General features: G+C 59.6%; 21 protein-coding genes, 1 tRNA gene, 1 other RNA gene and 1 pseudogene. 15 read left to right on the top strand and 9 right to left on the bottom strand.

Annotated elements, in window-relative coordinates:
• Positions 1-28: 28 nt before the first annotated feature.
• Positions 29-1,222: an RNA-guided endonuclease InsQ/TnpB family protein gene (locus NW814_RS08905; RefSeq protein WP_414406029.1), complete on the top strand. Its 1,194-nt coding sequence runs from the start codon at positions 29-31 to the stop codon at positions 1,220-1,222.
• Here NW814_RS08905 and lpxD read toward each other — a convergent pair.
• The 3 genes from lpxD to ssrA form a co-directional block, all read right to left on the bottom strand.
• Positions 1,219-2,313, bottom strand: coding sequence for a UDP-3-O-(3-hydroxymyristoyl)glucosamine N-acyltransferase (gene lpxD / locus NW814_RS08900; protein ID WP_414406014.1), 1,095 nt, complete (start codon positions 2,311-2,313; stop codon positions 1,219-1,221). The genes NW814_RS08905 and lpxD overlap by 4 nt on opposite strands.
• 15 nt (positions 2,314-2,328) lie before the next feature.
• Positions 2,329-2,847 carry a DUF4330 domain-containing protein gene (locus tag NW814_RS08895; RefSeq protein ID WP_414406013.1) on the bottom strand — a complete coding sequence of 173 codons (519 nt, stop codon included), beginning with the start codon at positions 2,845-2,847 and terminating at the stop codon, positions 2,329-2,331.
• A 124-nt stretch (positions 2,848-2,971) separates the two neighbouring features.
• Positions 2,972-3,367, bottom strand: a transfer-messenger RNA (tmRNA) gene (gene ssrA, locus NW814_RS08890).
• Positions 3,368-3,467: 100 nt separating this feature from the next.
• On the opposite strand from ssrA, the gene NW814_RS08885 reads away from it, so the two are divergent.
• The 8 genes from NW814_RS08885 (at position 3,468) to NW814_RS08850 (ending at position 11,069) form a co-directional block, all read left to right on the top strand.
• Positions 3,468-3,539: transfer RNA gene (locus tag NW814_RS08885), tRNA-Lys, on the top strand.
• A gap of 68 nt (positions 3,540-3,607) precedes the next feature.
• Positions 3,608-4,627 carry an endonuclease domain-containing protein gene (locus NW814_RS08880; protein ID WP_414406012.1) on the top strand — a complete coding sequence of 340 codons (1,020 nt, stop codon included), beginning with the start codon at positions 3,608-3,610 and terminating at the stop codon, positions 4,625-4,627.
• A 202-nt stretch (positions 4,628-4,829) separates the two neighbouring features.
• Complete coding sequence (locus NW814_RS08875) at positions 4,830-5,345, top strand: hypothetical protein (protein ID WP_414406011.1); 516 nt, start codon at positions 4,830-4,832, stop codon at positions 5,343-5,345.
• Between the two features lie 1,406 nt (positions 5,346-6,751).
• Positions 6,752-8,584, top strand: a complete 1,833-nt coding sequence (locus NW814_RS08870; protein ID WP_414406010.1) for a helicase HerA domain-containing protein — start codon at positions 6,752-6,754, stop codon at positions 8,582-8,584.
• Positions 8,585-8,715: 131 nt separating this feature from the next.
• Positions 8,716-9,606: a hypothetical protein gene (locus NW814_RS08865; RefSeq protein WP_414406009.1), complete on the top strand. Its 891-nt coding sequence runs from the start codon at positions 8,716-8,718 to the stop codon at positions 9,604-9,606.
• 78 nt (positions 9,607-9,684) lie between these two features.
• A complete protein-coding gene (locus NW814_RS08860; protein WP_414406008.1) occupies positions 9,685-9,951 on the top strand; it encodes a hypothetical protein in 267 nt (88 codons plus the stop codon).
• Between the two features lie 20 nt (positions 9,952-9,971).
• On the top strand, positions 9,972-10,679 hold the full coding sequence (locus tag NW814_RS08855; protein WP_414406007.1) for an energy-coupling factor ABC transporter ATP-binding protein: 708 nt from the start codon (positions 9,972-9,974) through the stop codon (positions 10,677-10,679).
• 177 nt (positions 10,680-10,856) lie between these two features.
• Entirely contained in the window at positions 10,857-11,069 is a 213-nt protein-coding gene (locus NW814_RS08850; protein WP_414393069.1) for a CP12 domain-containing protein, read from the top strand.
• Positions 11,070-11,127: 58 nt separating this feature from the next.
• Here the strand turns inward: NW814_RS08850 and NW814_RS08845 are convergent, their stop codons facing one another.
• Both NW814_RS08845 and msrB read right to left on the bottom strand, forming a co-directional pair.
• Complete coding sequence (locus NW814_RS08845; protein WP_414406006.1) at positions 11,128-11,931, bottom strand: FTR1 family protein; 804 nt, start codon at positions 11,929-11,931, stop codon at positions 11,128-11,130.
• Positions 11,932-11,957: 26 nt separating this feature from the next.
• Positions 11,958-12,368, bottom strand: coding sequence for a peptide-methionine (R)-S-oxide reductase MsrB (gene msrB / locus NW814_RS08840; protein WP_414393072.1), 411 nt, complete (start codon positions 12,366-12,368; stop codon positions 11,958-11,960).
• Between the two features lie 171 nt (positions 12,369-12,539).
• Here msrB and ndhN point away from each other — a divergent pair, with 171 nt between their 5' ends.
• From ndhN to NW814_RS08825, 3 genes are read left to right on the top strand one after another with little or no spacing between them, the layout of a single operon-like run.
• Positions 12,540-12,995 carry an NAD(P)H-quinone oxidoreductase subunit N gene (gene ndhN / locus NW814_RS08835; RefSeq protein WP_414393074.1) on the top strand — a complete coding sequence of 152 codons (456 nt, stop codon included), beginning with the start codon at positions 12,540-12,542 and terminating at the stop codon, positions 12,993-12,995.
• 53 nt (positions 12,996-13,048) lie between these two features.
• Positions 13,049-14,053 (top strand): LdpA C-terminal domain-containing domain, encoded by a 1,005-nt coding sequence (locus tag NW814_RS08830; RefSeq protein WP_414406005.1) that lies wholly within the window; start codon positions 13,049-13,051, stop codon positions 14,051-14,053.
• A gap of 15 nt (positions 14,054-14,068) precedes the next feature.
• Positions 14,069-15,889, top strand: a complete 1,821-nt coding sequence (locus NW814_RS08825) for a R3H domain-containing nucleic acid-binding protein (RefSeq protein WP_414406004.1) — start codon at positions 14,069-14,071, stop codon at positions 15,887-15,889.
• Here the strand turns inward: NW814_RS08825 and NW814_RS08820 are convergent.
• A complete protein-coding gene (locus NW814_RS08820; RefSeq protein WP_414406003.1) occupies positions 15,886-16,788 on the bottom strand; it encodes a 4-hydroxybenzoate solanesyltransferase in 903 nt (300 codons plus the stop codon). The two genes, NW814_RS08825 and NW814_RS08820, sit on opposite strands and share 4 nt — an antisense overlap.
• Positions 16,789-16,962: 174 nt before the next feature.
• Here NW814_RS08820 and NW814_RS08815 point away from each other — a divergent pair, with 174 nt between their 5' ends.
• Positions 16,963-17,724, top strand: coding sequence for a response regulator (locus tag NW814_RS08815; RefSeq protein WP_414406028.1), 762 nt, complete (start codon positions 16,963-16,965; stop codon positions 17,722-17,724).
• Here NW814_RS08815 and NW814_RS08810 read toward each other — a convergent pair.
• The 3 genes from NW814_RS08810 to NW814_RS08800 form a co-directional block, all read right to left on the bottom strand.
• Positions 17,721-19,058 carry a CCA tRNA nucleotidyltransferase gene (locus NW814_RS08810; protein ID WP_414406002.1) on the bottom strand — a complete coding sequence of 446 codons (1,338 nt, stop codon included), beginning with the start codon at positions 19,056-19,058 and terminating at the stop codon, positions 17,721-17,723. The genes NW814_RS08815 and NW814_RS08810 overlap by 4 nt on opposite strands.
• A gap of 140 nt (positions 19,059-19,198) precedes the next feature.
• The gene (gene hemH, locus NW814_RS08805; protein WP_414406001.1) at positions 19,199-20,224 is read right to left on the bottom strand and encodes a ferrochelatase; all 1,026 of its coding nucleotides are present in this window, start codon (positions 20,222-20,224) and stop codon (positions 19,199-19,201) included.
• A 124-nt stretch (positions 20,225-20,348) separates the two neighbouring features.
• Positions 20,349-20,831 carry a hypothetical protein gene (locus NW814_RS08800; protein WP_414406000.1) on the bottom strand — a complete coding sequence of 161 codons (483 nt, stop codon included), beginning with the start codon at positions 20,829-20,831 and terminating at the stop codon, positions 20,349-20,351.
• Between the two features lie 289 nt (positions 20,832-21,120).
• On the opposite strand from NW814_RS08800, the gene NW814_RS08795 reads away from it, so the two are divergent.
• Positions 21,121-21,636 (top strand): Tic20 family protein, encoded by a 516-nt coding sequence (locus tag NW814_RS08795; RefSeq protein ID WP_414405999.1) that lies wholly within the window; start codon positions 21,121-21,123, stop codon positions 21,634-21,636.
• Between the two features lie 131 nt (positions 21,637-21,767).
• Positions 21,768-22,980 (top strand): annotated as a pseudogene (locus tag NW814_RS08790) (hypothetical protein); the annotation flags it as partial.

Raw genomic sequence — 22,980 nt, 5'->3', positions numbered from 1 at the left:
ATGCGCTTTGATGAAGTACAATGAACTTATGAGCCAAGTCCTGACCATATCCTGCAAGCTCAAGGTGTCCCCGTCGCAAGCCGCCAAATTGGACGCGACGATGGATGCCTTTGTGCAGGCATTGAACTGGGTCAACCAGAACACGCCGGAGAAGATCGTCAACGCGGTCAAGTTGCAATCCCTTTGCTACTACGAGATTCGAGCCCGGTTTGGCTTGTCCAGTAACTTGGCTCAACAGGTGTGCAGACGGGTGGCGGGCGCTCGCAAAGTGGCGAGACAGCGCAACCGTCCGGTTAAAGAGTTCAAGCGTAGGTTCGTTACCTACGATGCACGTATCTTCTCATTTCGCGAGAAAGACTGGACGGTGTCGCTGACCACGGTGGAGGGGCGAGAGCGCTTTGAACTAGCCATTGGCAACTACCAGCGTGGGATGCTGGCTGGTTCTAACCCCAAATCGGCCACCCTAGTCCAGCGGAAGGACGGCTCCTACTCCATCCAGATTTGCGTAGAGAAAAACCCGCCCAAGCAACAAGATACCGACAGGGTGATCGGGGTGGACTTGGGCAGGACGGATATCGCCCATACGTCAGAGGGGGACAATTGGAATGGACAGCAGTTGAACAGAGTCCGAGACCACTACTCCCGGTTGAGGGCGGCACTCCAACGCAAAGCCAGTAAGGGCACACGCAGTTCGCGGCGCAGATGCCGTCAACTGCTGCAACGGCTGTCTGGCAAGGAGAGACGCTTTCAAGCGTGGGTCAATCATCGCATCTCCAAAGCTATTGTCTCCAGGGCAAAGGCTACCAACAGCGCTATCGCCCTGGAAGACCTGACAGGGATCCGGGAAAGGGTCAATCAACAACCCCGCAGCAAAGCCGAGCGGCGTAGGACCAACAGTTGGGCGTTCTACCAACTACGTCAGTTTCTGGAGTACAAGGCGAGGGTTGCAGGGGTTTCTCTGATTCTTGTGCCGCCCGCCTACACGTCGCAGACCTGCCACAAGTGTTTGCATATCCATCCCGATCCTGCGCAATCCTACCGCAGTGGCAAGTCGTTCAAGTGTGGGCACTGTGGATGGGAAGGGGATGCGGATTTGAATGGTGCGAATGTGATTGCGCTCTTGGGGGCTGTCGTAAACCAGCCTAGAGGTCCGGGCTTGTTTTGTTCTCTGGTAAAGCAGAACAGGCTCAGGGCTACTGAAAGCCCGCTCCGTACCGCTTAGCGGTCGGAGCCGGGTAGTTTACGATCCACGCCCACTTCGAGCATTTTTGTGTTGGGGGCTCTATCCGTGCTGTTCTGTTCCAGCTTGGCCACACGAGCTTCCAGCTTGCGCAAGGTACGTTGCAGCTCAGGCAAATGCCGATGAACGGCCATGCTCTTGCGCCATTCGGCAATAGGCTGATGGGGGTAGCCGGCCACGGTTTGACCAGCGGGGACGTCGCTGGTTACTCCTGTCTGGGCAGCCACGCGCACGCCATCGCCAATGTGCAGGTGCCCGGCCAGGCCGCATTGCCCAGCCAAGATGACGCGGTGGCCCAATTGGGTGCTGCCGGCAATGCCCACCTGAGCCACGATCAAGCAGTGGGATCCTGTCTTCACGCCGTGGCCAATCTGCACTAGGTTGTCAATCTTGGTGCCCCGGCCAATGCGGGTCTCGCCAACAGCGGCCCGGTCGATGGTGGTGTTGCTGCCCACCTCTACGCCGTCTTCCAGCACCACCCGGCCTGCCTGCAGCATGCGCCGCCAGGAGCCGTCGGGAAGAGGAATGTGGCCAAAGCCGTCGTCGCCGATGACAGCGCCGCTGTGGATTAGGCAATCATCCCCAATCTCCGTGCGCTCGTGAATGACGCAGTTGGCGAAAAGCTGACAGCGGGATCCAATCCGCACGTGGGGGTAGATGGTTACGTTGGGGTGGATTTGGGTGTAGTCGCCAATTTTCACCCCTTCCATCACCACTACATGCGGCCCAATGGCCACGCCCTCCCCCAACTCAACGCTGGGATCGATCACGGCGGTGGGATGGATCCCAACAGGCAAGCGATAGGGCTGGTAAAACAGCTCGATGGCCTGGGCAAAGAGCAGACGGGGATCCTTCCCTCGCAGGCAAGCAATGGGGCGGGGCAGAACCAGCGATTCCTCCACAATGACGGCGCTGGCTTGGGTCTGCTCCAGCAAGGGTAGGTAGCGGGCTTCACTGAGAAAACTCAGCTCTCCTGGGCGCGCCTCTGCTAGGCTAGCCACGCCGTGAATTTCTAGGGTGGGATCTCCCTCGTAGGGGCATCCCAATTTTTGGGCGATCTCCTGTAGCTGCATCAGGCTCGAGATCCTCTACGATTGCAGCAGCCGCACATCCATCACGGTTCCACGCAAGTTGTAGCTAAAGGTCTCGAGCTCCAGGGGAACGCCGACTTTGACGCGGTTGTTGCCTAGGACAATGCCATTTTCTGTCCGCTGGCCCCGTCCCCGTAAAGTAAACACCAGATCAAAGCGGTAGGGCTCTGGGTCAGGCAAGTTCTCAACCCGTCCATCGGGAAAAACCACCGGCACAGTGCGGCTGACGTTTTCCACCCGCACCACCTCCACCTGGCCGTAGGGTTGGTTGCGGATAATCAAGTCGGCCTTCTGACCTGCTTGAAAAGGTTCCAGGGATCGGCTGCTGACCCCCCGCACAATCATATCCACTTCCACCGGCAGCGTGGGGCCACCCCCCACCTGGACGACGCTGCCCGCCTGCCGCCCGGGGAAAAACAGGACAGCCACAATCGCCGCTACTACAATGGCCAGCGCCCCCAGATCCAGAAGGCTGACCTTCCCCAGCAGACGCCCCCGTTCATCGACGAGCTGCATGGCCACTTCTCTTCCAACACCCTGCTTTATTGTAGGGTGCTCTCCTAACTGGGAAACATGGTCATCGGCCAAGTGCAACCACTCGCGGGCTCCCCGCTAGGTAAGTAGCAGCCAACTGGCAAAGGAGTGGAGCTGACGGGAGTCGAACCCGTGTCCGAGATGGGTACTGGGGGTTCACTCCTTCACAGGCTTAGCCTCTCTGACCCTCGAGGCGGGGATCGCCGTTTAGATCCCGGCGATGGGAGTTCTCCGCCTAAGCTTAGGCTCTCCCTCGACGGAGCCGGAGAAGAGAGCTGCACCCGTTGGGGTTGTGACCCGCCCACTTAACGGGGTCGTGGGAGGATCCTCGAGCTCAGACTTCTCTTACTGAGCCTTAGGCAGCCAGAGCAGCTGCTTTACGAGCAAAAGGTACGACGTTGTTCGCACCTACTTTGTTGAGCCTAGTGGTAACGGGATAAGCTCAAGCCCGACCTGTATCATGAACCCTTGTTCGCCACCCCGTCGAAACCGTTACAGCCCCGGGGTTAGCTTACATCTAGACTAGCAAAACTCTCGGGGATCCGGCTAGAGTCTTCGCGAATGTGACAAAAGTCCTGCTATCATAACGAAAGTGTAAACTCGGGTCGGTAGCTCAGCGGTAGAGCACTCGGCTTTTAACCGATTGGCCCAGGGTTCGAATCCCTGCCGACCCAGCTTGCGATACCCTCTCCCCCCGGCCTGGCCTAGGCTAGGATTCCAGGAGGCAGGTGGGAGAGGCGAGGTGGCCGTTCTTTCGTGGCAAGACCTAGGCAAAGAGGGGGAGGTCAAGCTATTGCTGGCGCCGTGCGTGGAGGAAGCGCTAGCGAGCCTGGCGGAGGAGGCTGAAACTCGAGAGACGGTCTTTGTCTCCAAGCTTTGGCACCGAATTCCTGCCCAGGATGCCATCCTCGATGAGTGTCTGCAGGTGCTGGCGAGGGTAGCTCTATCCCTCTGGCCTTATTGGTATGGGGAAAAGTTTGAGCCGGGCACAACGGCAGAGGTTCAAGCTCACAATCGTCTCCGCGCCCAAGAGCTACCAGCAAAACAGGATCCCACCATTGCCAGCACCTGGCTCAGGGCGGCCATGCACCTGTGCCAACAGCAACGCCTGCCTCTGCTGCCAGGGATCCAGCGGGCGATCCAGGTGCAGCAACTGGCCAAGGCCATTGCCCCTCGCGAGCTGACCTTGGCTTTGGCAACCGACGAGACGGAGCCGGCGCCCAGCTACTTACTCGGCTTGGCCAAGGCAGCTATCTGGTTGGCTGACCACAGTCAGGCACGGCTGGTGCTGGTGGTGCCGAGCGCTTTGACTGATCACCCCGAATTGGCCTCCGTGAGCTACGGTGCCATTCGACTGCCGCTTCCTGAGAGGCTAAAGGAGTTCGACAGCTCGGTGCAGGTGGTGGTGGGTTACAAGGGATCCCCTCACCCCTTCAGTCCCGCCGAGAGAAAGCTGGCCGACCGGGTGGCAGCAGATGCGCAGTTAAAGAATTTGCTGGAATTCAACCAAACTGTACAGAGTGTTAACGGACGCGCTTTCCGAGCGGATCTGCTTTGGCGGGAGGGTAAGGTGGTGGTGGAAGTGGATGGGCCAGAGCACCGCGAGCCAAACCACTACTACCAGGATCGCCTGCGGGACTACGAGTTGCTCATCTCCGGCTACTTGGTGTTGCGGATTCCCAATGAGCTGGTGATGTCCGACTGCGAGCGGGCGGTGGAGATGATCCGCAAGGTGGTTCAATTGCAACAGAGCCGGCTTTGAGGCAGGGCTGGAGGTTGGGGAAATGAGCGATTTGTTGCCCAAAAGCGAAATCTTGCTCTGGAAGCTCCTGCTAACAGGGGAAGAACCGACCAAGTCGCAAGTGAAGCCAAAGCATAGGGCCAAAGAGCTCAAGCTGTTGGAGGAAAAGGGCCTCATTGAATGCAAGACTGTAGTCGAAAAGGGAAGGAGGATAACCCGGCTTGTGCTGACTGACAAGGCCTGGGACTGGGCTTCTACCACACCTCCAACGGCCATTGCCCGTTCCAAGTCGCCAGAGGCAGCAGTTGTTTTGCAAAAGGCGTTGGCAACCCTAGTGGATTACGCACAGCGGGAGAACGTTCCCTTGGCGCGGATTCTAGGCCTACGGCCCGCTGACGCGAACAGACCCTCTCTCGGTGGAGCAGCCCCTGTTCCTACTGGGCAAACGCAGCCCTGGGAAGTTAGCGAAGGGGAGGTTGATCCTAACTTCCTCGAGAAGGTCTTTCGCACTTGCGAGGGGATGGGAGGGCGTTACGTCCTGGTCTACCTCAATGAGTTGCGCAAAAAATTCCCCGATATTCCCCGCTGGCTATTGGATCAGGCGCTCCTGACTTTGCACGACCAAGCCAAGATAGTGCTGATGGACCTGAACGATCCTCTGTCCATTACTCCTGAAATCGAAGCCGCCGCTATTGACCTGTACGGCTACAAAAAGCACGTTCTTCGTGTTAGGAACTAGCCATGACTTCCAAGGAAAGTACCTCTTTCTCAATCAACCAACAAAAAGCTCTAGAAGCCCTCAAGGAGGTTGATTTTGATTGGACAGTTCATCTTAGAAAAATCTGGCAACCTCCGGATTTTGACGTTCCTGAGCTTAACCGGGATGTCAGGGAGAAGCTATTCAGCCGGCTGGAGAAGTTAATCCAATCTCCCCAGATGGAGACACCCTTTGGAATCCCTGTGCTTGGCGATGGTGGCTCTGGCAAAACCCACCTTCTCAGGGTCTTAAGACAGCACTGCTTTGAAAAAGGGGTGGGATTTGTCATAGTGGACATGACCGATGTGAAAGACTTTTGGGAAACCGTAATCCAGGGCTACCTCACCTCTCTGCTTCAGGAAGAGCCTGATGGCACTAGCCAGCTCCAAAAAATTCTCGATCTGGTCTTTCTGAGAGCTCTCTCTACTCCCAAGCAGGCGAAGGAGATCGCCAGTTTTTCCCACGAATCTTTGCTCGACGTCATTAGACAAACTCTGCAATGGCTATTCACTCAAGATCGCAAGCACACCATCAAGTACCAAGATTGTGTACGAGCTGCCATTCTAGCTAATTCGAATGATTTTTCACTGGCGTCAATAGGTACTAGCTGGATACAGGGCCTAGGTGTGGAATCAGAGGTTGCCCGACAATTCGGTTTTACCAACGCCAGCTTAAATCCTAGTCAAGTTGTTGCAGGGCTTTCTTGGCTGATGAGCCTAAGGGGACCCACTGTAGTTGCTTTGGATCAGTTGGATCCCATTGTTGTGCAATCTCAAACAAGTCCTAGTCCTTCGTCATCCTTGCAGGAGCTCTCGCCAGAGACAGAAAGAGAAGCTTCCCAAAACATCATTCATAACATCGCAGGTGGCCTCATTGGGCTACGGGACTGCCTCTCCCGATCCCTTGTCATCATCTCGTGCCTAAACCATTCTTGGGAAATTCTAACGAAAACAGCTGTTAAAACCTTTACAGGACGCTTTGAGCCGCCTTTAACTTTGAGGCCTCTTCCTCGGGACAGTGTCGCTGTCGCTGAGGGAGTTGTTGTTCCTCGCCTGCAGGCTGCCTACCACAAGGTGGGCTTTATCCCTCCCTATCCTTCCTACCCGTTTAAGCCGGAGTTCTTCCAGCAGAGTATCTATCCTCGGCAGCTCCTCCAGAAATGTCATGAGCACAGGGAGCAATGCCTACGGGAAGGGAGAGTTACCGAGTTAGGTGTCCCAAGTTCTGCTCCTATCACTCCAAGTCCCCCTCCACTGAAGGAACTAGATCGAATCTTTGAGGAGGCCAAGCAAAAGGTTGATATTTCCCCGTATTTACAGGAAAACGAGAACGAGATATGGAAAGAGCCCCTAGCTTCTCTGTGCAACTTTCTCGTCTGGCAGGAAAAGTTGCCGGCTAGTATTGGCAGCCAAGTGGAAACTGACTTCCCTGGATCCAGAGGTTTCTCGCCTCTGCATTCTCGCTTGCGGCTAATCTTCTACGAGGCAAACGAGCGGGAAAGGCACCTTTGTTTTACAGCTATTCAATCAACTAATCCTAGATCTTTCCAAACTCGCTTAGTAGCTGCTAGGACGGCAGCCGGGATCGACGCGGCCCTGCGATTTCGCAAGTTGGTAGTGGTGCGCACTACCTCCCTACCAGGAGGCGAACGTACTCAGAAACTGTGGCAAAAGTTCCTTGAGGAGGGTGGGATCCACTGGCAGCCCAGCGGAAGGGAAATCAGGGTTCTGCTGGCCCTGGAGCAGCTCCAATCCAGACGCGATTTTAGAGATTGGCTGGCGGAGCGGCAGCCCCTTGCCCAACTGGCAGCCGCCGAGCCGGATTCGGGTCTGGCCAAGCTCCTCGCCTGGCTGAAGGAAGGGATCCCTGCGCAGGAAACTCCAAAAGTTGAGCCTGCCAAAAAAGGGGATTTCTCACTTTCTAGGGTAGAGAACGGCAAGGCCCCTCAAGCCAAGCAGGATCTGCACCTAACGGGTTTGTTGGTCGGGCGGCGTTGGGTGGCCAATCGAGAAGGGGATCCGGTCTTTCTGCCCGTCCCAGAGCTGGTGCGGCACACCGTGATCCTGGCCGGCAGCGGCTCCGGGAAAACGGTGCTTTTGCGACGCATCGTGGAGGAGGCGGCCTTGCAAGGGATCCCTTCCATCGTCATCGATGCAGCCAACGACTTGGCCCGGCTGGGGGATCCCTGGCCTGCCGCTCCCGAAGGCTGGACAGAGGAGGATCAAGCCAAGGCAGAGCGCTACTTTGCCCAAACCGAGGTGGTGGTTTGGACCCCTGGGCTGGCGGCGGGCAACCCCCTCACCCTTGCCCCCCTGCCGGACTTTGCTGCGCTGGCTGGTGATCCCGAAGAGCTGGAGCAAGCCGTCGACATGGCCTGGGGCGCCCTCCAGGAGATCGTGGCTCCCGGCAAGACCGTCAGCGACGAGCTGAAGCGGGGGGTTCTCAAGGCAGCTTTGAAATACTTTGCCACCCACCAGCCGGGATCTCTAGCTGACTTTGCCGAGTTCCTTGCGGATCTGCCTCCGGAAGCAGGAGCTGGTATCAGCAAGGCGCCGCAACTGGCGCTGCAGATGGCTAATCTCCTCAAGGCTGCCATGGTTAACAACAAGTTGCTCCATCAACAGGGGATGGCGTTGGATCCGGCCATCTTGTTGGGGCTGGGCTCAGACTACGGCAAAACCCGGGTGTCGGTTGTCAACTTGGTGGGCCTTCCCACCCTGGGGGAACAGCAGCAATTTCTCAATCAACTGGCCATGGCGCTGTTTACCTGGATCAAGAAAAACCCCGCCCCGCCGGAAGCGCCAGTGCGCGGGCTGCTGGTCATCGACGAGGCCAAAGACTTTGTGCCCTCCCAGGGGACTACCCCCTGCAAGCAGAGCCTGCTGCGCCTAGCCGCCCAAGCGCGCAAATACGGCCTGGGCCTCATTTTCGCCACCCAGGCTCCCAAAAGCATCGACCACAACATTATTGCCAACTGCTCCACCCAGTTCTTTGGCCGGGTCACGTCTCCGGCAGCCATCGAGGTAGTGCGCGAGCAAATTGCCCAGCGGGGAGGAAGCGGAGAAGATGTGGCTGTCTTAAAGGTGGGACAGTTTTATCTCTCCTCGCAGCAGCTTCACCCGCCCTGCAAAATCCAAACTCCCTGGTGCCTGTCTTTTCACGCCCCCACCCCTCTAAGCGAAGCTGAGGTGATCCAGCGCTCCCAGGCGGTCAAGCTCTAGGCCCTTATCTCAGCAGTTCTGCCGCTGTTGGCTGTCGCGGCAATCTTCTCATTGCTCTTCTATTCCCTGGCAACTTGCTGCTGCCAATTCCTGAGGCTGCCTGGCAGTTGGGAGGCCTCGGGAGCAGGGCAATGGGGCAGGGGCTAGGAAAAGCTCAGCAGCGGTGGTGGGTGTTGGGTCTAGTGGTGATTTGGGCTTGGCTGAGCTGGGGGAGGATGGCCTGGCCTGCTGCCTCCTGCCAGGATCCTCTCTTCCTCCGGCAAATCTTGGCCGCAATGGGCCGGCCTGAGGTGGTGGTGGAGGAAGTAGCTCTGTTTGATAGAGATCAGTGCCTTGTCCAGTTGGTGTTGGATCGCCGCGGGCTAAGGGGATCCCTGCCACCGGAGATCGGCCAGTTTCGCCGGCTGCGGGCTCTGTCCCTAAGCTACAACCAACTTTCCGGCCCTATCCCCGCCGAGCTGGGGCAGTTGAGGGAGTTGGAACAGCTTTTTCTCGACTACAACCAGTTCTCTGGCCCCATTCCGCCGGAGCTAGGACAACTGGGCAAGCTGCGGGGACTGTTTTTGGATCACAACCAGCTCTCTGGATCCATTCCTCCAGAGCTAGGTCGGCTCAGCCGCCTAGAAAACCTCTGCTTGCAAGATAACCAGCTCAGTGGCAGCATTCCTAGCCAACTCGGCCAGCTCAGCTCTCTTAAGGGGCTGTTTTTGGATCGCAACCAGCTTTCTGGGCCCATTCCGCCCCAACTGGGGCAACTGCGCAACCTGGAAAATCTGTACCTGTCGGACAATCGCCTCAGCGGACCCATACCCCCCGAGCTAGCCCAGCTTAAGCAATTGCGGGATCTGCGCCGGGCCCGTAACCAGCTCACAGGCAAGCTGCCCAGCTTCTTGGCAGAACTGCCGCGGCTAGAACGGCTCCACATTGGGGGCAACCCCGGCCTGTGCCTGCCAGCTGTCCTTTCTAGTTGGTTTGCTGCCCTCAGTGAAGGGGATCCCGCCCCCACCTTCCCCTGTCCCTAGGGCAGGGATCTCCAGCTCTCGCCTTAACCTGCGATACTGGGATCAGGTGTCCACAGCCCACTACGCAAACGGTCAGCCATGTATACTCTCGAACTGCTCCTGAAAGGGAATCCTGCCCCTATCGTCATCCACCAAAAAGAGGAGGAAGCGGCCAACCGCGCCTATCAAAGTGTGGTTGAGGCTCTTCGCAACGGATCCCCTCAGAGCCTAGAGCTGACCTGCGACCGCACGGGCAAGAAGGTGTTCTTGCTAACTGCCGAGCTGTGTGGTGTGCAAATGACCTCCAAGTCGGGCACCGCGCCCATGGGAGTCCGCCCTGGCTTCTTGGCCCAGTTGCAGGGCTAAGGCCAGCTCCTTAGGGGTCTATGAGTTCCCTAACTGGGAGAGAATCCCCGCTGGCTATCCGGGTAGAGGGCTTGACCTTTGCCTGGCCAGGAAGTCCGCCGGTCCTGCAGGAGTGCAGCTTTGCTGTTCCCAAGGGCCAGCTATGGATGCTGCTGGGGCCCAATGGCAGCGGCAAATCGACCTTGCTGCAGCTCCTATCAGGAGTGCTCACCTATCCCCAGCCCCTGGCGGGGTTCTGGGAGGTGCGGGGGCGGCTAGGCTACGTGTTTCAGAACCCGGATCAGCAGCTGTTTATGCCAACGGTGGGGGCCGATGTAGCTTTTGGTTTGGGGGCAGAGCCCCTCACCTTGGAAGAAATCCAGGAGCGGGTGGAGAGGGCCCTGGAGCAGGTGGGCTTGCGCCACTTGATCCGCCGGCCTATCCACGGCCTCAGCGGTGGGCAGAAGCAACGGGTAGCAGTTGCCGGGGCGTTGGCCCAGCGCTGTGAAGTGCTGCTGTTGGACGAGCCGACGGCCCTCTTGGATCCCGATAGCCAGAGGGATCTGCTGCGCTGCGTCCGCCAACTGGTGGATCAAGAGGGGATCACCGCTCTTTGGGTCACCCATCGGCTGGCAGAGCTGGAATGGGCAGACGGGGCGATCTTTCTGGCGCAAGGGCAGGTACGCCAACAGGGATCCCCGGAACAGGTGCGGCAGCAGATTAGCCAACTGTTTGGCGGCTTGAGGTGATCCCAAAGAGATTGCAAAAGGATGGCAACACCCTCCGGCGGGGGCTACATAGAATAGTAGGTAGTAGATTCACTGCGATTGGTTGGCCAACGGTATCATCTTCAACCTATCCGTGGACGATCTGCGTCAACCAACCCAGGGGTGAAGAGCCCTGCCGGTCGAAAGGAGCTTGAGAATATGGGACTGTCTGAAGTCATTGCCAAAGAGCTGGAGAACGCGCGCAAAGTCTGCTCTGAGTACGGCGAAGGGGATCCCCACTGCCGTGCAGCCTGGGATGCGGTAGAGGAGGTGCTGGCAGCCCGCAGCCACCAGCCAAAGGCCCCCACCAGCCTCGAGCAGCACTGTGCTGAAAACCCCGACGCCGTCGAGTGCCGCGTTTACGACACCTGATTTCTGGGTTAAAACGCAGCAGCCTGCCAGCTCCCTAGGGGCGGGCTCTGTTTTTCTCTCACGGAGAGAGCTTTTGAGCAGAATCAGCCCGCAGCCATTGCCTCATCCACAAGACAAAGGCTATTCCCAGCAGCACCGTTTGCGGGATCAGCGTCTGCCAAGTGGGATAGATCCCCAACCAGCGCAGCTTCGGGATCCCGGATAAGGGGGTCGTCGGAAGCCAGCCTGCAACTTGCAAAGCGTGGAGGCTGCTGCCCAGGAACTTAAAGCCCAAGTAAAAGATCAGCAGGCTCAAACCCCGGAAAAAAGCCCCCAAGGGCAGTTTTAGACCCAAGGGCAAAAGCAAAACTGCCACTCCTGCAAGCAGAAGAGCTCCCAAGCCAATTCCGAGCCAGAGATCCCGAGCCGGCAGGGAAGGCGCCAACCCCACATAGAACACCACCGTTTCCGCCCCTTCGCGAAACACGGCTGTAAAGGCCAGGAAAGCTAGGGAAAAAACCTGACCGCTGGCAAGGGCTACTTGAGCTTGTTCGTGGACGAAAGTTTGCCAGGCAGCGGTGGCCGGCCGCCGGTGCAGCCAGAGGCTGATCGAAAACAGGAGAGCTGCTGCCACCAGCCCCGTGATCCCCTCCAGCACCTCCTGGCGGGTGTGGGTAAGTAGCTGCTGGAAAAACAGCTTGACCAAGAGGCCAAGCAGCACCGCTGCCAATAGACCCGCTGCTCCTCCCAGCCATACCCAGCGCTGCTGGGCCGACTGCCCGCTCTTCCCAAGAAGCGCCACCAGGGCCAGCAGCACCAAGAGAGCTTCCAGGCCCTCCCGCAGCAGGATCGAGGTAGCATCCAAGAAAGTGTAGTCCGACATGCTCAGCCGGCAGGCGGCTTAAAGGCCTAGGCGTTGGCTGGGATAAACTTCAAAGCTGCCGAGTTGATGCAGTAGCGCAAGCCTGTTGGCGGGGGGCCATCCGGAAACACATGCCCCAGGTGACCGCCACAGTTGGAGCAGTGCACCTCGGTGCGGGGCACAAGCAGCTTCCAGTCGGTCTTGGTGCCAATCACCTCTGGAGCAATTGGCTGCCAAAAGCTGGGCCAGCCGGTGCCGCTGTCGTATTTGGCCTCTGAAGAGAACAGCGCCTGCCCACAGCCCGCGCAGACATAGATCCCTGGGGCCTTGTTGTTGTAGTAGGCATTGCGGAAGGGGGGTTCAGTCCCTTCTTGACGCAGCACGTAGTACTGTTCTTCAGTAAGCAGCTGCCGCCACTCGGCGTCGCTTTTGGTTACGGGGTAGCTTGGTTGAGCCATTGGTGGTTGCTCTCCTGTCGTCCTCAATTCTAACGCTTCTTCCTGCTCTGCCTCCGCTCTTCGGCACGTCGGGGAGAACCAGGGAGTTTCTAGGAGTTCTATCGGAAACTTCTATCCTCGGCCAGGGGCATACTCCCGCTACAATGGGCGCAGGCAAAGACGGAGCTTCTTATGTTGCTAGTCGGCTCAGGTGCCAAGTTTGTGCAACAGCTCGAGCAGGCTGGGGCTTTGGCCATGTTTGTCACGCCGGAAGGGGGATCCGAAGGACACTACCTGCGGCGGCTGCGCGGGGCCGGCTATGAGGTGGTTACCCTCTCTAGCAAGGGAATTGGGGATCTAGCCAGCTATCTGACGCGCAGCCATGGGGTGCGGCCTGCCACCCTGGGCAAGTCGCAGCGGCGCACCTACTTCTACCCTTCGCTAATTGAGCAGTACCGGGCCACTTTGCCCCCCAAGGCCAAGGGATTGGTCTTTTGGTTTTACGAGGGGCATGTCCTCAGCCGGCAAGAACTTTCCTACTTGGTGAAGCTCAGCCAAGAAGACAAGGGCGTGAAGTTTGTGGTGGAGCTGGCTCGAGAGCGGTCAATTCGCTGGCAACCTTTAGAGAGCGCCCTGCAGAGCGCCTGAGGATCTTTGCTACCATCTCAAGTAGGCGGCCTTGCTGGTGGCTAGTTGTACCTGTGACCTTGCCGAAAGCCTCGCTGCACCAGGGCACTTGGTTCAAGCTCATCTGTGGCGCAAGTTTCCACCACTTGCCCTCCATTCGGGAGTTAGCCTTTCTCTACACCCTAGCTGGGGCCGATTGCATCGACGTTGCCGCTGAGCCGGCTATTGTCCGAGCTGCCCAACAAGGGATCCAGCGAGCCCAAGCAGAAGACCCGCAAGCGGGATCCCCTTGGCTGATGGTTAGCCTTAACGACGGCGAGGATGTCCATTTCCGCAAGGCAGTCCTGACAGAGCCCACCTGCCCTGCCGAGTGTCCACAGCCTTGTGTGGCGGTCTGTCCGCCCCATGCCTTGGTGCCTCTAGGCCCCTCTGCCCGGGTTTACATCCAGGCGGAGCTGTGCTACGGCTGTGGCCGCTGCGAGCCCGTCTGTCCCTACCGGCGCATTGTTACCTCTGGCTATCAGGTGGCAGTAGCGGAGGTCTTGCCGTCTCTAGTGGAGCTGGGCGTTCAGGCAGTAGAAATCCACACCTGTATCGGCCGGCAGAAGCAGTTTGAGCAAGTGTGGAGAGCCCTGAAGCCATGGCTGGGACGGCTGCAGGCCGTCTCGATTAGCTTTAACGATGGTCCGGGCCTTGAGGCCTATTTGCGGGATTTGCTAACCCTGATGGATCCCGTGCCGGAGGTGTTGATCTGGCAGGTGGACGGCCGGCCCATGAGCGGAGATATTGGGGCTGGCACTAGCAAGGCCACCCTAAAGCTGGCCCGCAAGGTGCTGGACATGGGCCTACCTGGCTATGTGCAATTGGCAGGTGGAACCAATGCGCAAACAGTGTCGCTGTTGGATCCCTGCTGGCCAGTGGCGGGGATCGCCTTTGGCAGTTATGCCCGCCAGTTGGTGGCTGCCCATCTAGAGGAAGGATCTGGCCTGACCACAGCGATCCTGTTAGCCAAGCAGTTGGTGCAGCAGGTAAAGCAGCGGCCAGTTGCCCTCCGACCGAGCTGTTTTTCCAGTGCTTGACAGCGTCGCTTGACCATGAGTTTCCCAGCCCAGACCTTTAACAGGGAAAGGGAACCCACCTCCTTTCCTGGACAAGTCCTCTACAACGACGACTTAAACAAGCTCCTGGACGTTCTGCCCCCAGCCATCCGGGAGCGGCTGCAGCAGCATCCTCACTTAAATCAGCTGGTGGAGGTGGTGCTGGATCTGGGCCGCCGCCCGGAAGCCCGTTTCCCCGGCTTTGCGGAGTACCTCTCCGAGGAAGTAGTTAGCCGCGCCGACCTGGATTTGGTCATCAGCCAAGTGGGGGAGTTTAGCAGCGACAACCGGGCTGGCATTGCCTCAACCCTGCACCGGATTAGCGCCATCCGCAACCGCCAGGGCACGATCATTGGCCTCACCTGTCGGGTGGGCCGTTGCGTGGTCGGTGTCATCACCATGATTCGGGATCTGGTGGAGCAGGGCCGCTCAATGCTGTTGCTAGGCCGGCCAGGAGTAGGCAAAACCACTGCCCTGCGGGAAATTGCCCGCGTTTTGGCAGACGAGCTGCACAAACGGGTCATTATCATCGACACCTCTAACGAGATTGCCGGGGATGGCGACGTGCCCCACCCAGGGATTGGCCGGGCTAGACGCATGCAGGTGGCCAGCCCAGAGTTGCAGCACAAGGTGATGATCGAGGCGGTGGAAAACCACATGCCGGAAGTGGTGATCATCGACGAGATTGGCACAGAGTTGGAAGCTTTAGCCTCCCGCACCATTGCCGAGCGAGGGGTGCAACTGGTGGCCACTGCCCATGGCAACCGCATCGAAAACCTGATTAAAAACCCCACCCTCTCGGATCTAATAGGCGGGATCCAATCCGTCACGCTGGGGGACGAGGAGGCACGGCGGCGGGGCTGTCAGAAGAGTGTCCTGGAGCGCAAGGCTCCCCCGACTTTTGAGATTGCGGTGGAGATGCTAGAGCGGCATCGCTGGGTCATCCACGAAGATGTGGCAGCCACAGTGGATTGCCTCCTACGTAACCGCGAGGCGTCAATCCAAATACGCAGCCTGGACGAACGCGGCCAAGTGGTGATTGTGCGCAGTACCACTGGCATGAACGGACGCTCAAGCCTCTCGCGACCCCAGTGGCCCCCTGCCGACACTGCCCTGTTTGCTGGGGGGGGCACTTGGGGATCCTCCGGCCGCCTGGAGCCTTTACCTTTGGAACCGGTTGCAACCCGTCTGCAGCAACCTGGATTGTCCTTAGCGAGGGAGGAAGAACCTACCTCCTCCGCGGGGTCGCTAGCCAGCCCCCGGTCAGAGTCCAAAGCCGAGGAGGAAAAGGAAGCGGAGCTCCCGCAAGACCCAGAGGGGCTCCTGAGGATCTACCCCTATGGGGTTAGCCGTTTCCACCTAGAGCAGGTCATCCAGACCCTGCAGCTGCCGGCGCAGGTTACCAAAGACCTGGATGAGGCCGATATTGTCTTGGCTTTGCGATCCCAGGTGCGCAGCCGCTCCAAGATTCAGCAACTGGCCCACTCCCGCCAGATCCCCATTCATACCGTCAAGGCCAATACCCTGATTGCTCTGGCCGGCGCCCTGCGCCGCATCCTCAACATCGAGAGTGAGGAGGGGGCCCAGTCAGACCTGGAGCTGTTTATTCAGGCTAGCACAGCAGAAGAAGCAGAAGCTCTGGAAGAAGCTCGCCTGGCGGTGGAGCAAATCGTCATCCCCAAGTCGCAGCCGGTGGAGCTCCTACCCCGCTCTGCCCACATCCGCAAGCTGCAGCATCAGCTGGTGGAGTCCTATCACTTGCGCGCTCAGAGCTTTGGCGAAGAGCCCAACCGCCGCCTGCGCATCTATCCCAACTAGGCCAGCCGGCAGCCGGCAATCATCCCCGCCAGCAGGATAAAGCCTTGCACCACGTTCTCGCCAAAGATAGCTGGGTAGAGGCTGGGGGAGGAATGGACCCGGTGAAGCTGCCAGGTTTGCCGAGCCCAGAGGCCGGCGGCAACTGCCAGGCTGAGGAAATAGATCGCGTGCAACTGCAGGCTAAGCCCCACCCCCAAGAGGGCAATGGTGGTGCCTAGGAAAAAGAGCCCCACCGCCCTTGGGGTTTGCCGGCCAAAGAAACGGGCGCTGGAGTGGATCCCAGCTCGCTCGTCGTCCTCGCGATCCGAGAGAGCATAAACCGTATCAAACCCTAGAGTCCAGAGTACCGTGGCCAGCCACAGCCAGCCCAGCCCCTCCTCCCACAGGGGTAGTTGGGGATCCTGACCTCTCACCGCTGTCCAACTGATGAGCACGGCAAATCCCCAGGCCAACGCCAGGATCAGTTGGGGCACTGGAAAAACCCGCTTGGCCCCTGGGTAGAGCAAAATCACCGGCACCGCTGCCACGCAGAGGGCAAAGCTAACGGGGTTGAGCAACAGCGCCAGACCCCCCGCACAGGCCAAGCAGAGCAACGCCATTGCGATGCCGACACCAACACTCAATTCGCGGCTGGCTAGGGGGCGGGTGCGGGTGCGCTCCACCAACGGATCCAAGTCCCGATCCCAGAGGTCGTTGATTACACAGCCTGCCCCGCTAGCGGCCAAACTGCCTAGAACGAGAATCCCGACCAATGGCCAAGGCGGCGCTCCGCGTCCGGCTAGGAAAGCTCCCCACAGAGCAGGGATCATCAAAATCAAGCGTCCTGCCGGCTTGTGCCAGCGCAGCAACCGTAAAATTGCTCCGCCAGTAGTCCAGAGTGCAGAAAGAGAAGCAAGCATGCCCGGCCGCGCCAGTGGCTTCGGCTCCACCCCAATCTTAAATCATCCTGAACCAACCAATGTTGGAACCTTCGGGGTTCAACCTGACGTCTTGGAACCTCGAATCGCGATTTGACACCTTTTCTCCTCTCTGTTGGCCAACCCTGAAGTTTGATATCCTAGCGGGCGGCTGCCATTGAGGGTGATGAAGCGAGGCGGAGTTTGCTTTCCATGACCAGTCAACTTCCCCAAGCTAAGGAAGCTTCCCCCCTTCAGGAGACTCTGCTGGTGGTGGAGGATGAGGATGCGATCCGGGAAACCGTTGCCCTTGCTCTGGAAGAACAGGGGTACAGAGTCTTGCAAGCTGCCGACGGCCGGGAGGCACTAGAGCTGGTGCATACAGCCGAGCGGCTGGACTTGATGATCCTCGATCTGATGCTGCCCAGTTTGAATGGCTTGGATCTGTGCCGGCTGTTGCGTAGGGAGGGTAACACCCTTCCTATTTTGATGCTGACGGCCAAAAGCAGCGAGACTGACCGGGTGGTGGGCCTGGAGCTGGGGGCCGACGACTACCTAACTAAACCCTTTGGCATGCGGGAGCTGATTGCCCGCTGTCGCTCTGTGTTGCGCCGTCGGCAGCAGGCTTACACCAGCGAGGCCACAGTGCTCCGCTACGGGGATATTTGCCTGTTTACCCAGGAGTGCCGCGTGTTGGTGCGGGGGGTGGAGGTCAGTTTCTCGCCTAAAGAGTTCCGCCTGTTGGAGCTGTTCATGTCCCATCCCCGCCGCGTCTGGACGCGGGAACAGCTTCTGGAGCGGGTCTGGGGATCCGACTACATGGGCGACAGCAAAACCGTGGATGTCCACATCCGCTGGCTGCGAGAAAAGCTGGAGGTGGATCCCAGTAACCCCGAGTATTTGGTAACGGTGCGCGGCTTTGGCTATCGCTTTGGCTAGGTTTGGGAGCTTCTCTCGCGCCAGCGGCGGGCAAAGGAGAGGGCCTCGGCGCGGGTTTGGATCTGGCCCCAAGCTTGGGCCTCCTGGAGCTCTTGCAACAGCTGGCCTACCCAGGGGCCGGGTTGACCGCCTAGGGTGTGCAGTAGGTCGCGGCCATCCAGCAGGGGCACCAGATGGGCCAGGGGATCCTGGGGATCTTCGTAGCGGCTAAGCCAAAGCTGGATCGTTTCTGCCGAGCTGCCGGTGGCTGCAGCCAGCAGGGCTAGGCCGCCAAAGAGGGATCCCGCCTGCTGGTAGAGCCGCCACTGCTGGGGAGGGGTGGGGGAGCTGGCCAAAAGCCTCTGGAAGTGGGGCAGAAGCTGGTGCAGCCTTTGGACGGCCCGCATCTCGGCCCGGCTAAAGCGCAGCCGTTCCAGTTCGGTTTCCACCGTCTCGGCAGGGGTGCCTGCCGGATCCCACAGCAGGGCTGCCAACACCGTCGCCAACAGGCTGCTGCGCCGATCCGCCAAAGGCTGGGCCAGCTCCGCCAGAGTGCGAGGATACTGGGGTTGCCAGATCTCGGCCCATTGCCAGACGGCTTGGGCCTGGGCAAAGCCGGGGCTCTGGGGGGCTAGGCGGGGCAGCCAAGCCACCAGCAGACCTGCCGCCACGGCTGCCTGCAGGTGGGCCAGGCCCGGGATCCCCGTCTCCAACAGGGTCACCACCTCGGCCCGCACCCGTTCTGCTGCCACATTGGCCAAGAGGGGAGCCCGCTGGCGAATCGCCTCTGCCGTGGCCGGATCCAGCGCAAACCCCAGTTGGGCTGCTTGGCGATAGGCCCGCAACAGCCGCACCGGATCGGCGCTGAGGTTGTCGGGGTGAACCATGCGCAGACACCCCTGCTGAATGTCCGCCCGCCCCCCTGTGGGATCCAACAGTTGCCCCTCCCGCAGCTCCAGGGCCAGGGCATTGCAGGTGAAGTCCCGTTGCCACAGATCCGCCGCCGGGGTGGGGCCCGCCTGCAGGGCTACGTCCACCGTCGCCGCTGTGGGAGGGGAAGCCCCTCCTTGGCCCAGCACGATGCGGGCAATCTGTCGCTCCGCATCCAGCACCACAAAGCCGGCTTTCAGCCGCCGCGCCACCCCTGCTGCCCACCCCACCGGATCCGCCGGACACATTAAATCCAAATCCACTGGCCCCTTGGAGTCTCCAGACTGGCCTCGCAGCCAAGCCAGGTAGGCATCCCGCAGGGATCCCCCCACCCAGTAGCTCCCCTGGGGCAGCCACTCTTTGGGAAAGGGCAGCCGTTGGTGGAAATAGGCCAGCAGCCACTCGGTCAGCAGGGCTTCGCTCATCGATTTTGCACAGGGGGAAACTTTGATTTAAAGGCTAGGATCCCCAGAGCACAAGTACTTGGCCAGGCCGTGCCTGCACCTAACCGCTGGGCAAAAACAGGTGCTAACTGTGGCCTGCCCCCCGCCTAGAGTCCTTTTGCCTAACGCTCCAGCAGCGAGCTGCCCACCGCAGCCGGCACAAAAGCAGGTGCTGAGGGAACCAGATGGGGCTGCACCAGAGCTGCCAGGCCAGCAATAAATAGCGGGTCGGCGTTCAAGGCGGGCACACGGCGAAAATCGCGGATCCCAGCCCGGTGGGCCAGCTCTCGATACTCGATGTCGATCTCTTGCAGGGTCTCGATGTGCTCTGAGACAAAGCTAATCGGCACCACCAGCAGTTGCTTTACTCCCCGCGCGCCTAGCTCTGGGATTACTCTCTCGGTGTAGGGCTGCAGCCAGCGCAGCGAGCCCACCCGGCTCTGGTAGGAGAGCGTGTAGCCATTTGGGCGTCCCACCTGGCGCCAGATGAGCTCGACGCAGGCCTCCATCTCTTGCTGGTAGGGATCCCCGGCCTGGGTGACGTAGCTTTCGGGAATGCCGTGAGCGCTAAAGAGCACATGCACTTCTAGGGGATCCTCGAAGGCGTCCAACTGCTCCCGGATGGCCCTAGCCATGGCCTGGACATACTGGGGCTGATCGTACCAGGAACAGATCTGGCGGCGCTCGATGCGGGCCAGCTCTGGGTCTTCGGCCCAGAGGCGATCCAGGAGCTTGAAGCTGGAGCCAGTTGTGCTGATGGAGTACTGCGGGTACAGCGGCAGCACCACCAGGCGGGTGATCCCGTCCGACTTGATCTGCTGCACCACAGACTCAATGAGCGGGTGCCAGTAGCGCATGGCGACATACACTGGCACGTCGTAGCCCGCCGCCACCAGTTGGGCCTGCAGCTTTTGCGCCTGTTCAGCGGTGATGCGCCGCAAAGGAGATCCCCCCCCGATGGCAGCGTAGTTGCGCCGGGATTTGGGCGCTCGCAGGATGGAGATGGCCCAGGCAAATGCCCCCTGCAAAAAGGGAAAGGGCAGCCGGATGAGCTCCGGATCGGCAAAGAGGTTGTAGAGAAAGGGCTGGACCTCAGTCTGCGTTTCTGGCCCCCCCAAGTTCAGCAGGAGCACGCCGCATTTGGACATAACAAGCTCAATGACCTTCCTTATCCACTGTAGAAGGTCTTAGCCCCTAGCGAGAAAGGAATTCTCAGCTTTCCGTGGGTCGGATCGTCTCCCCGCCCTCTACTCCGCTGCTCTTGGGCTGGCGTTAGAACTCTTGGCCGCGGTAAACCCGCTGTAGGGCTGGCGTGACCGAATAGCTATCGACATCGGCCAGGCTCAACTTCAAGCGCAGCGTATTGAGCAGCCTCCAGTAGGGGGGCACAAAAGGGGTTAAGGACTCCATCCCGCTAGCGCGAACGGGAAAGGGTTGATGGGGGAGGGGGTGGGCAACCCTCTCCAGAGGGCAGCCACGGTAGCGGAGCAAGCTAGACCCGACCAGGGAAGCTGAGGATTCCCCTTGGCTGGGATCCACCGTCAGGCCGCGAAACTGGATCTTCCCTGGACGAGAGGCTTGTCGATAGCGCAGGTAGCGACCCCAGAGTTGTGCCAGCCACTCCGGCAAAGCCTCAGGCCGAACGTGGAAGCGCTCCGGCAACAGACGGTCGTTGAGAAAGCCGATGAGCCCAGACCAGGCCTTCCAGAGCAAGGCGGCGACGAGGCGAGTAGGGGGAGAGGATGAGATTTTCATAGATCTCTGCACAGCCGAGAGTTGGCGTCGATTATACCAGTCCAGAAAGGACTCCGTCCTGCTGCGCGAACGGCTGGAATGCTCGCCCTGAACGTCTTGCCGCAAAAAAAGGGAAGCTGGCTTTCGAGCCAGCCCGTGGAGCCCCCCAAACCCAAAGGACTCCGTCCCGCTGCGCGAACGACTACAATGGGCCCAAGGCTTGTCTGCCCTTTTCCTCTGGCAAGGGAGCGGCATTGCCCAAACAAGCAGACTCTAGCGACCACTGCAGTGAGCTGAGGGACTCGAGGACATGACCTGGCGCGGCAACATCACTCCCAGCGAAAGGCCTCCGGCCCGCTGGCGCGAACGGCTGTGGGGATCCCTTCCTTACCTTCTGCCTTTGGTATCGGCTTTGCCCTTGGGCTTTGTCCCCTCGGGGCTGTTTCAATCCCTGCCAGGACTGATCCCTATCTTTCTACCGCTACTGCATTTGTTGCCTCTGGTCACGGGCTGGCTGGGGATGGGGCTGTTCTTTGCCCTCCTCTTTTTCGTCATCCGCAACGGCCGCATCGCCCACTTTGTTCGCTTCAATACCATGCAGGCGCTGCTGCTCAACATTGCCCTGTTCTTGGTGCAAGTGCTGCTGCAGGTGTTGGGTAGGCTCCTTGGCAGCCTAGCGCTAGGGGCAGTGGGCAGCATTTTGGCCAACACTGCCCTTCTGGGAGTGATGGCTGTTACTCTCTACGCTTGGTCCCAGAACCTGCGTGGCCGCTACGCCGAGGTGCCGGTGCTCTCTGAGGCTGCCTATGCTTGGATTCGCTATTAGTTCCTGGCCAAGAGGGAGGTGGGCCCAAGGCTGTCTGTTTGGCTAACGCCTGCTACAGAAGCTGGAAGCTGCCCTGCAGCCTGGAGCTATCGAAAACATCTGCCCGGTGCGCGAAAGGTGGGCTCTTGAAGATGGTGAAAGCGTTGCGCCAACCGGGGCTGTTGGTCGGGCTTGCGCTGCTGGCCGGAGTGTTGGCCCTGCTCTGGCCAATGCTGCAGCAAGGCTATCCCATGACTCACTCCACCCACTTCAACCTCAGTTGGGCCTTTCAGTATCAGCGCCAGTTTTTCGGCGGGCAGTTTTACCCCCGCTGGCTGGAGTACTCCAACTTCGGCTACGGCAATCCCACCTTTGCCTTCTACCCGCCTTTGTGTATGGTAGCCACCCTGCCCTTTCGCGCCCTGGGGCTGGACCTGCCTGGATCCCTGGTGGCCAGCATGGGTCTGGCGATGGCGGTCTTTGGGCTGGGGCTATACGTTCTGCTGCGGCAGGTGCTTCCTTGGGCTTTGGCGCTGGTCTTGGCCCTGCTGAGCATGGCCGGCCCCTATTGGTTGGTGGATATCTACCAACGGGGTGCAATTGGAGAAGTGTGGGCCATTGCCGTCTCCCCCTGGGTTTTCTGGGCCTCGCTGCAGGTGATTTGCCGGCCTCAGTCCCTCTGGCCGATCGGGGCTTTGGCTCTGAGCTATGGCCTACTAGCGCTCTCCCACCTGCCCACTTTGCTGATTTTTACTCTGGTTTGGCTGCCCCTACCGTGGGTGGTGGGGGGAAGGGATCCCTTCTGGCCCAGAGTGGGACGCTGCTACCTGGGATTTGGTCTGGGACTGGGGTGGGCGGCTTTTTATTTGCTGCCGGCTTTCTGGGATCAGCGCCATGCCCAGGTGGATTTTGTCAACTTTGCCGAGGAATACATGCCCCAGCATCGCTTAATGCTGAGCGGGCTAACTCAGCTTCAGCCGCGCTGGACAGAGCACTGGTTTGAGAGCAACCTGGTCGGGTACTGGGTCTGGATGGCAGCGGTTGTGGTGGGCGTTGGGATCTTAGCTTTTCTAGAATGGCTGGTCCGCCGGCCGGGGGGGAGTTTTGATGCGGCTGGCTCCCTTGCCAGAGCTACCTTGCTCTACAGCTTTGGGGCTAGCCTGGTGGCGCTGCTGATGACGACGGATCTGCTGGCTTGGCTCTACGAGTGGTTTCTGCCCCTGCAACGCATTCAATTTTCCTGGCGCTGGATGGCAGTGACGGCGGTAACCGTGCCCTGGCTTTTGGGGTCTCTAGCGGGTTGGGGATGGGGGCAAAGGCGCCTGCGGCTTCTCTTGCTGGTGGGGATCGGACTAGCTATGGGGG

The organism is Synechococcus sp. R65.1, assembly GCF_047461755.1.
Classification (GTDB): Bacteria; Cyanobacteriota; Cyanobacteriia; order Thermostichales; family Thermostichaceae; genus Thermostichus.
Note: the sequence above shows the minus strand (reverse complement) of the source record. Positions and strands in the feature narration are given on the sequence as shown.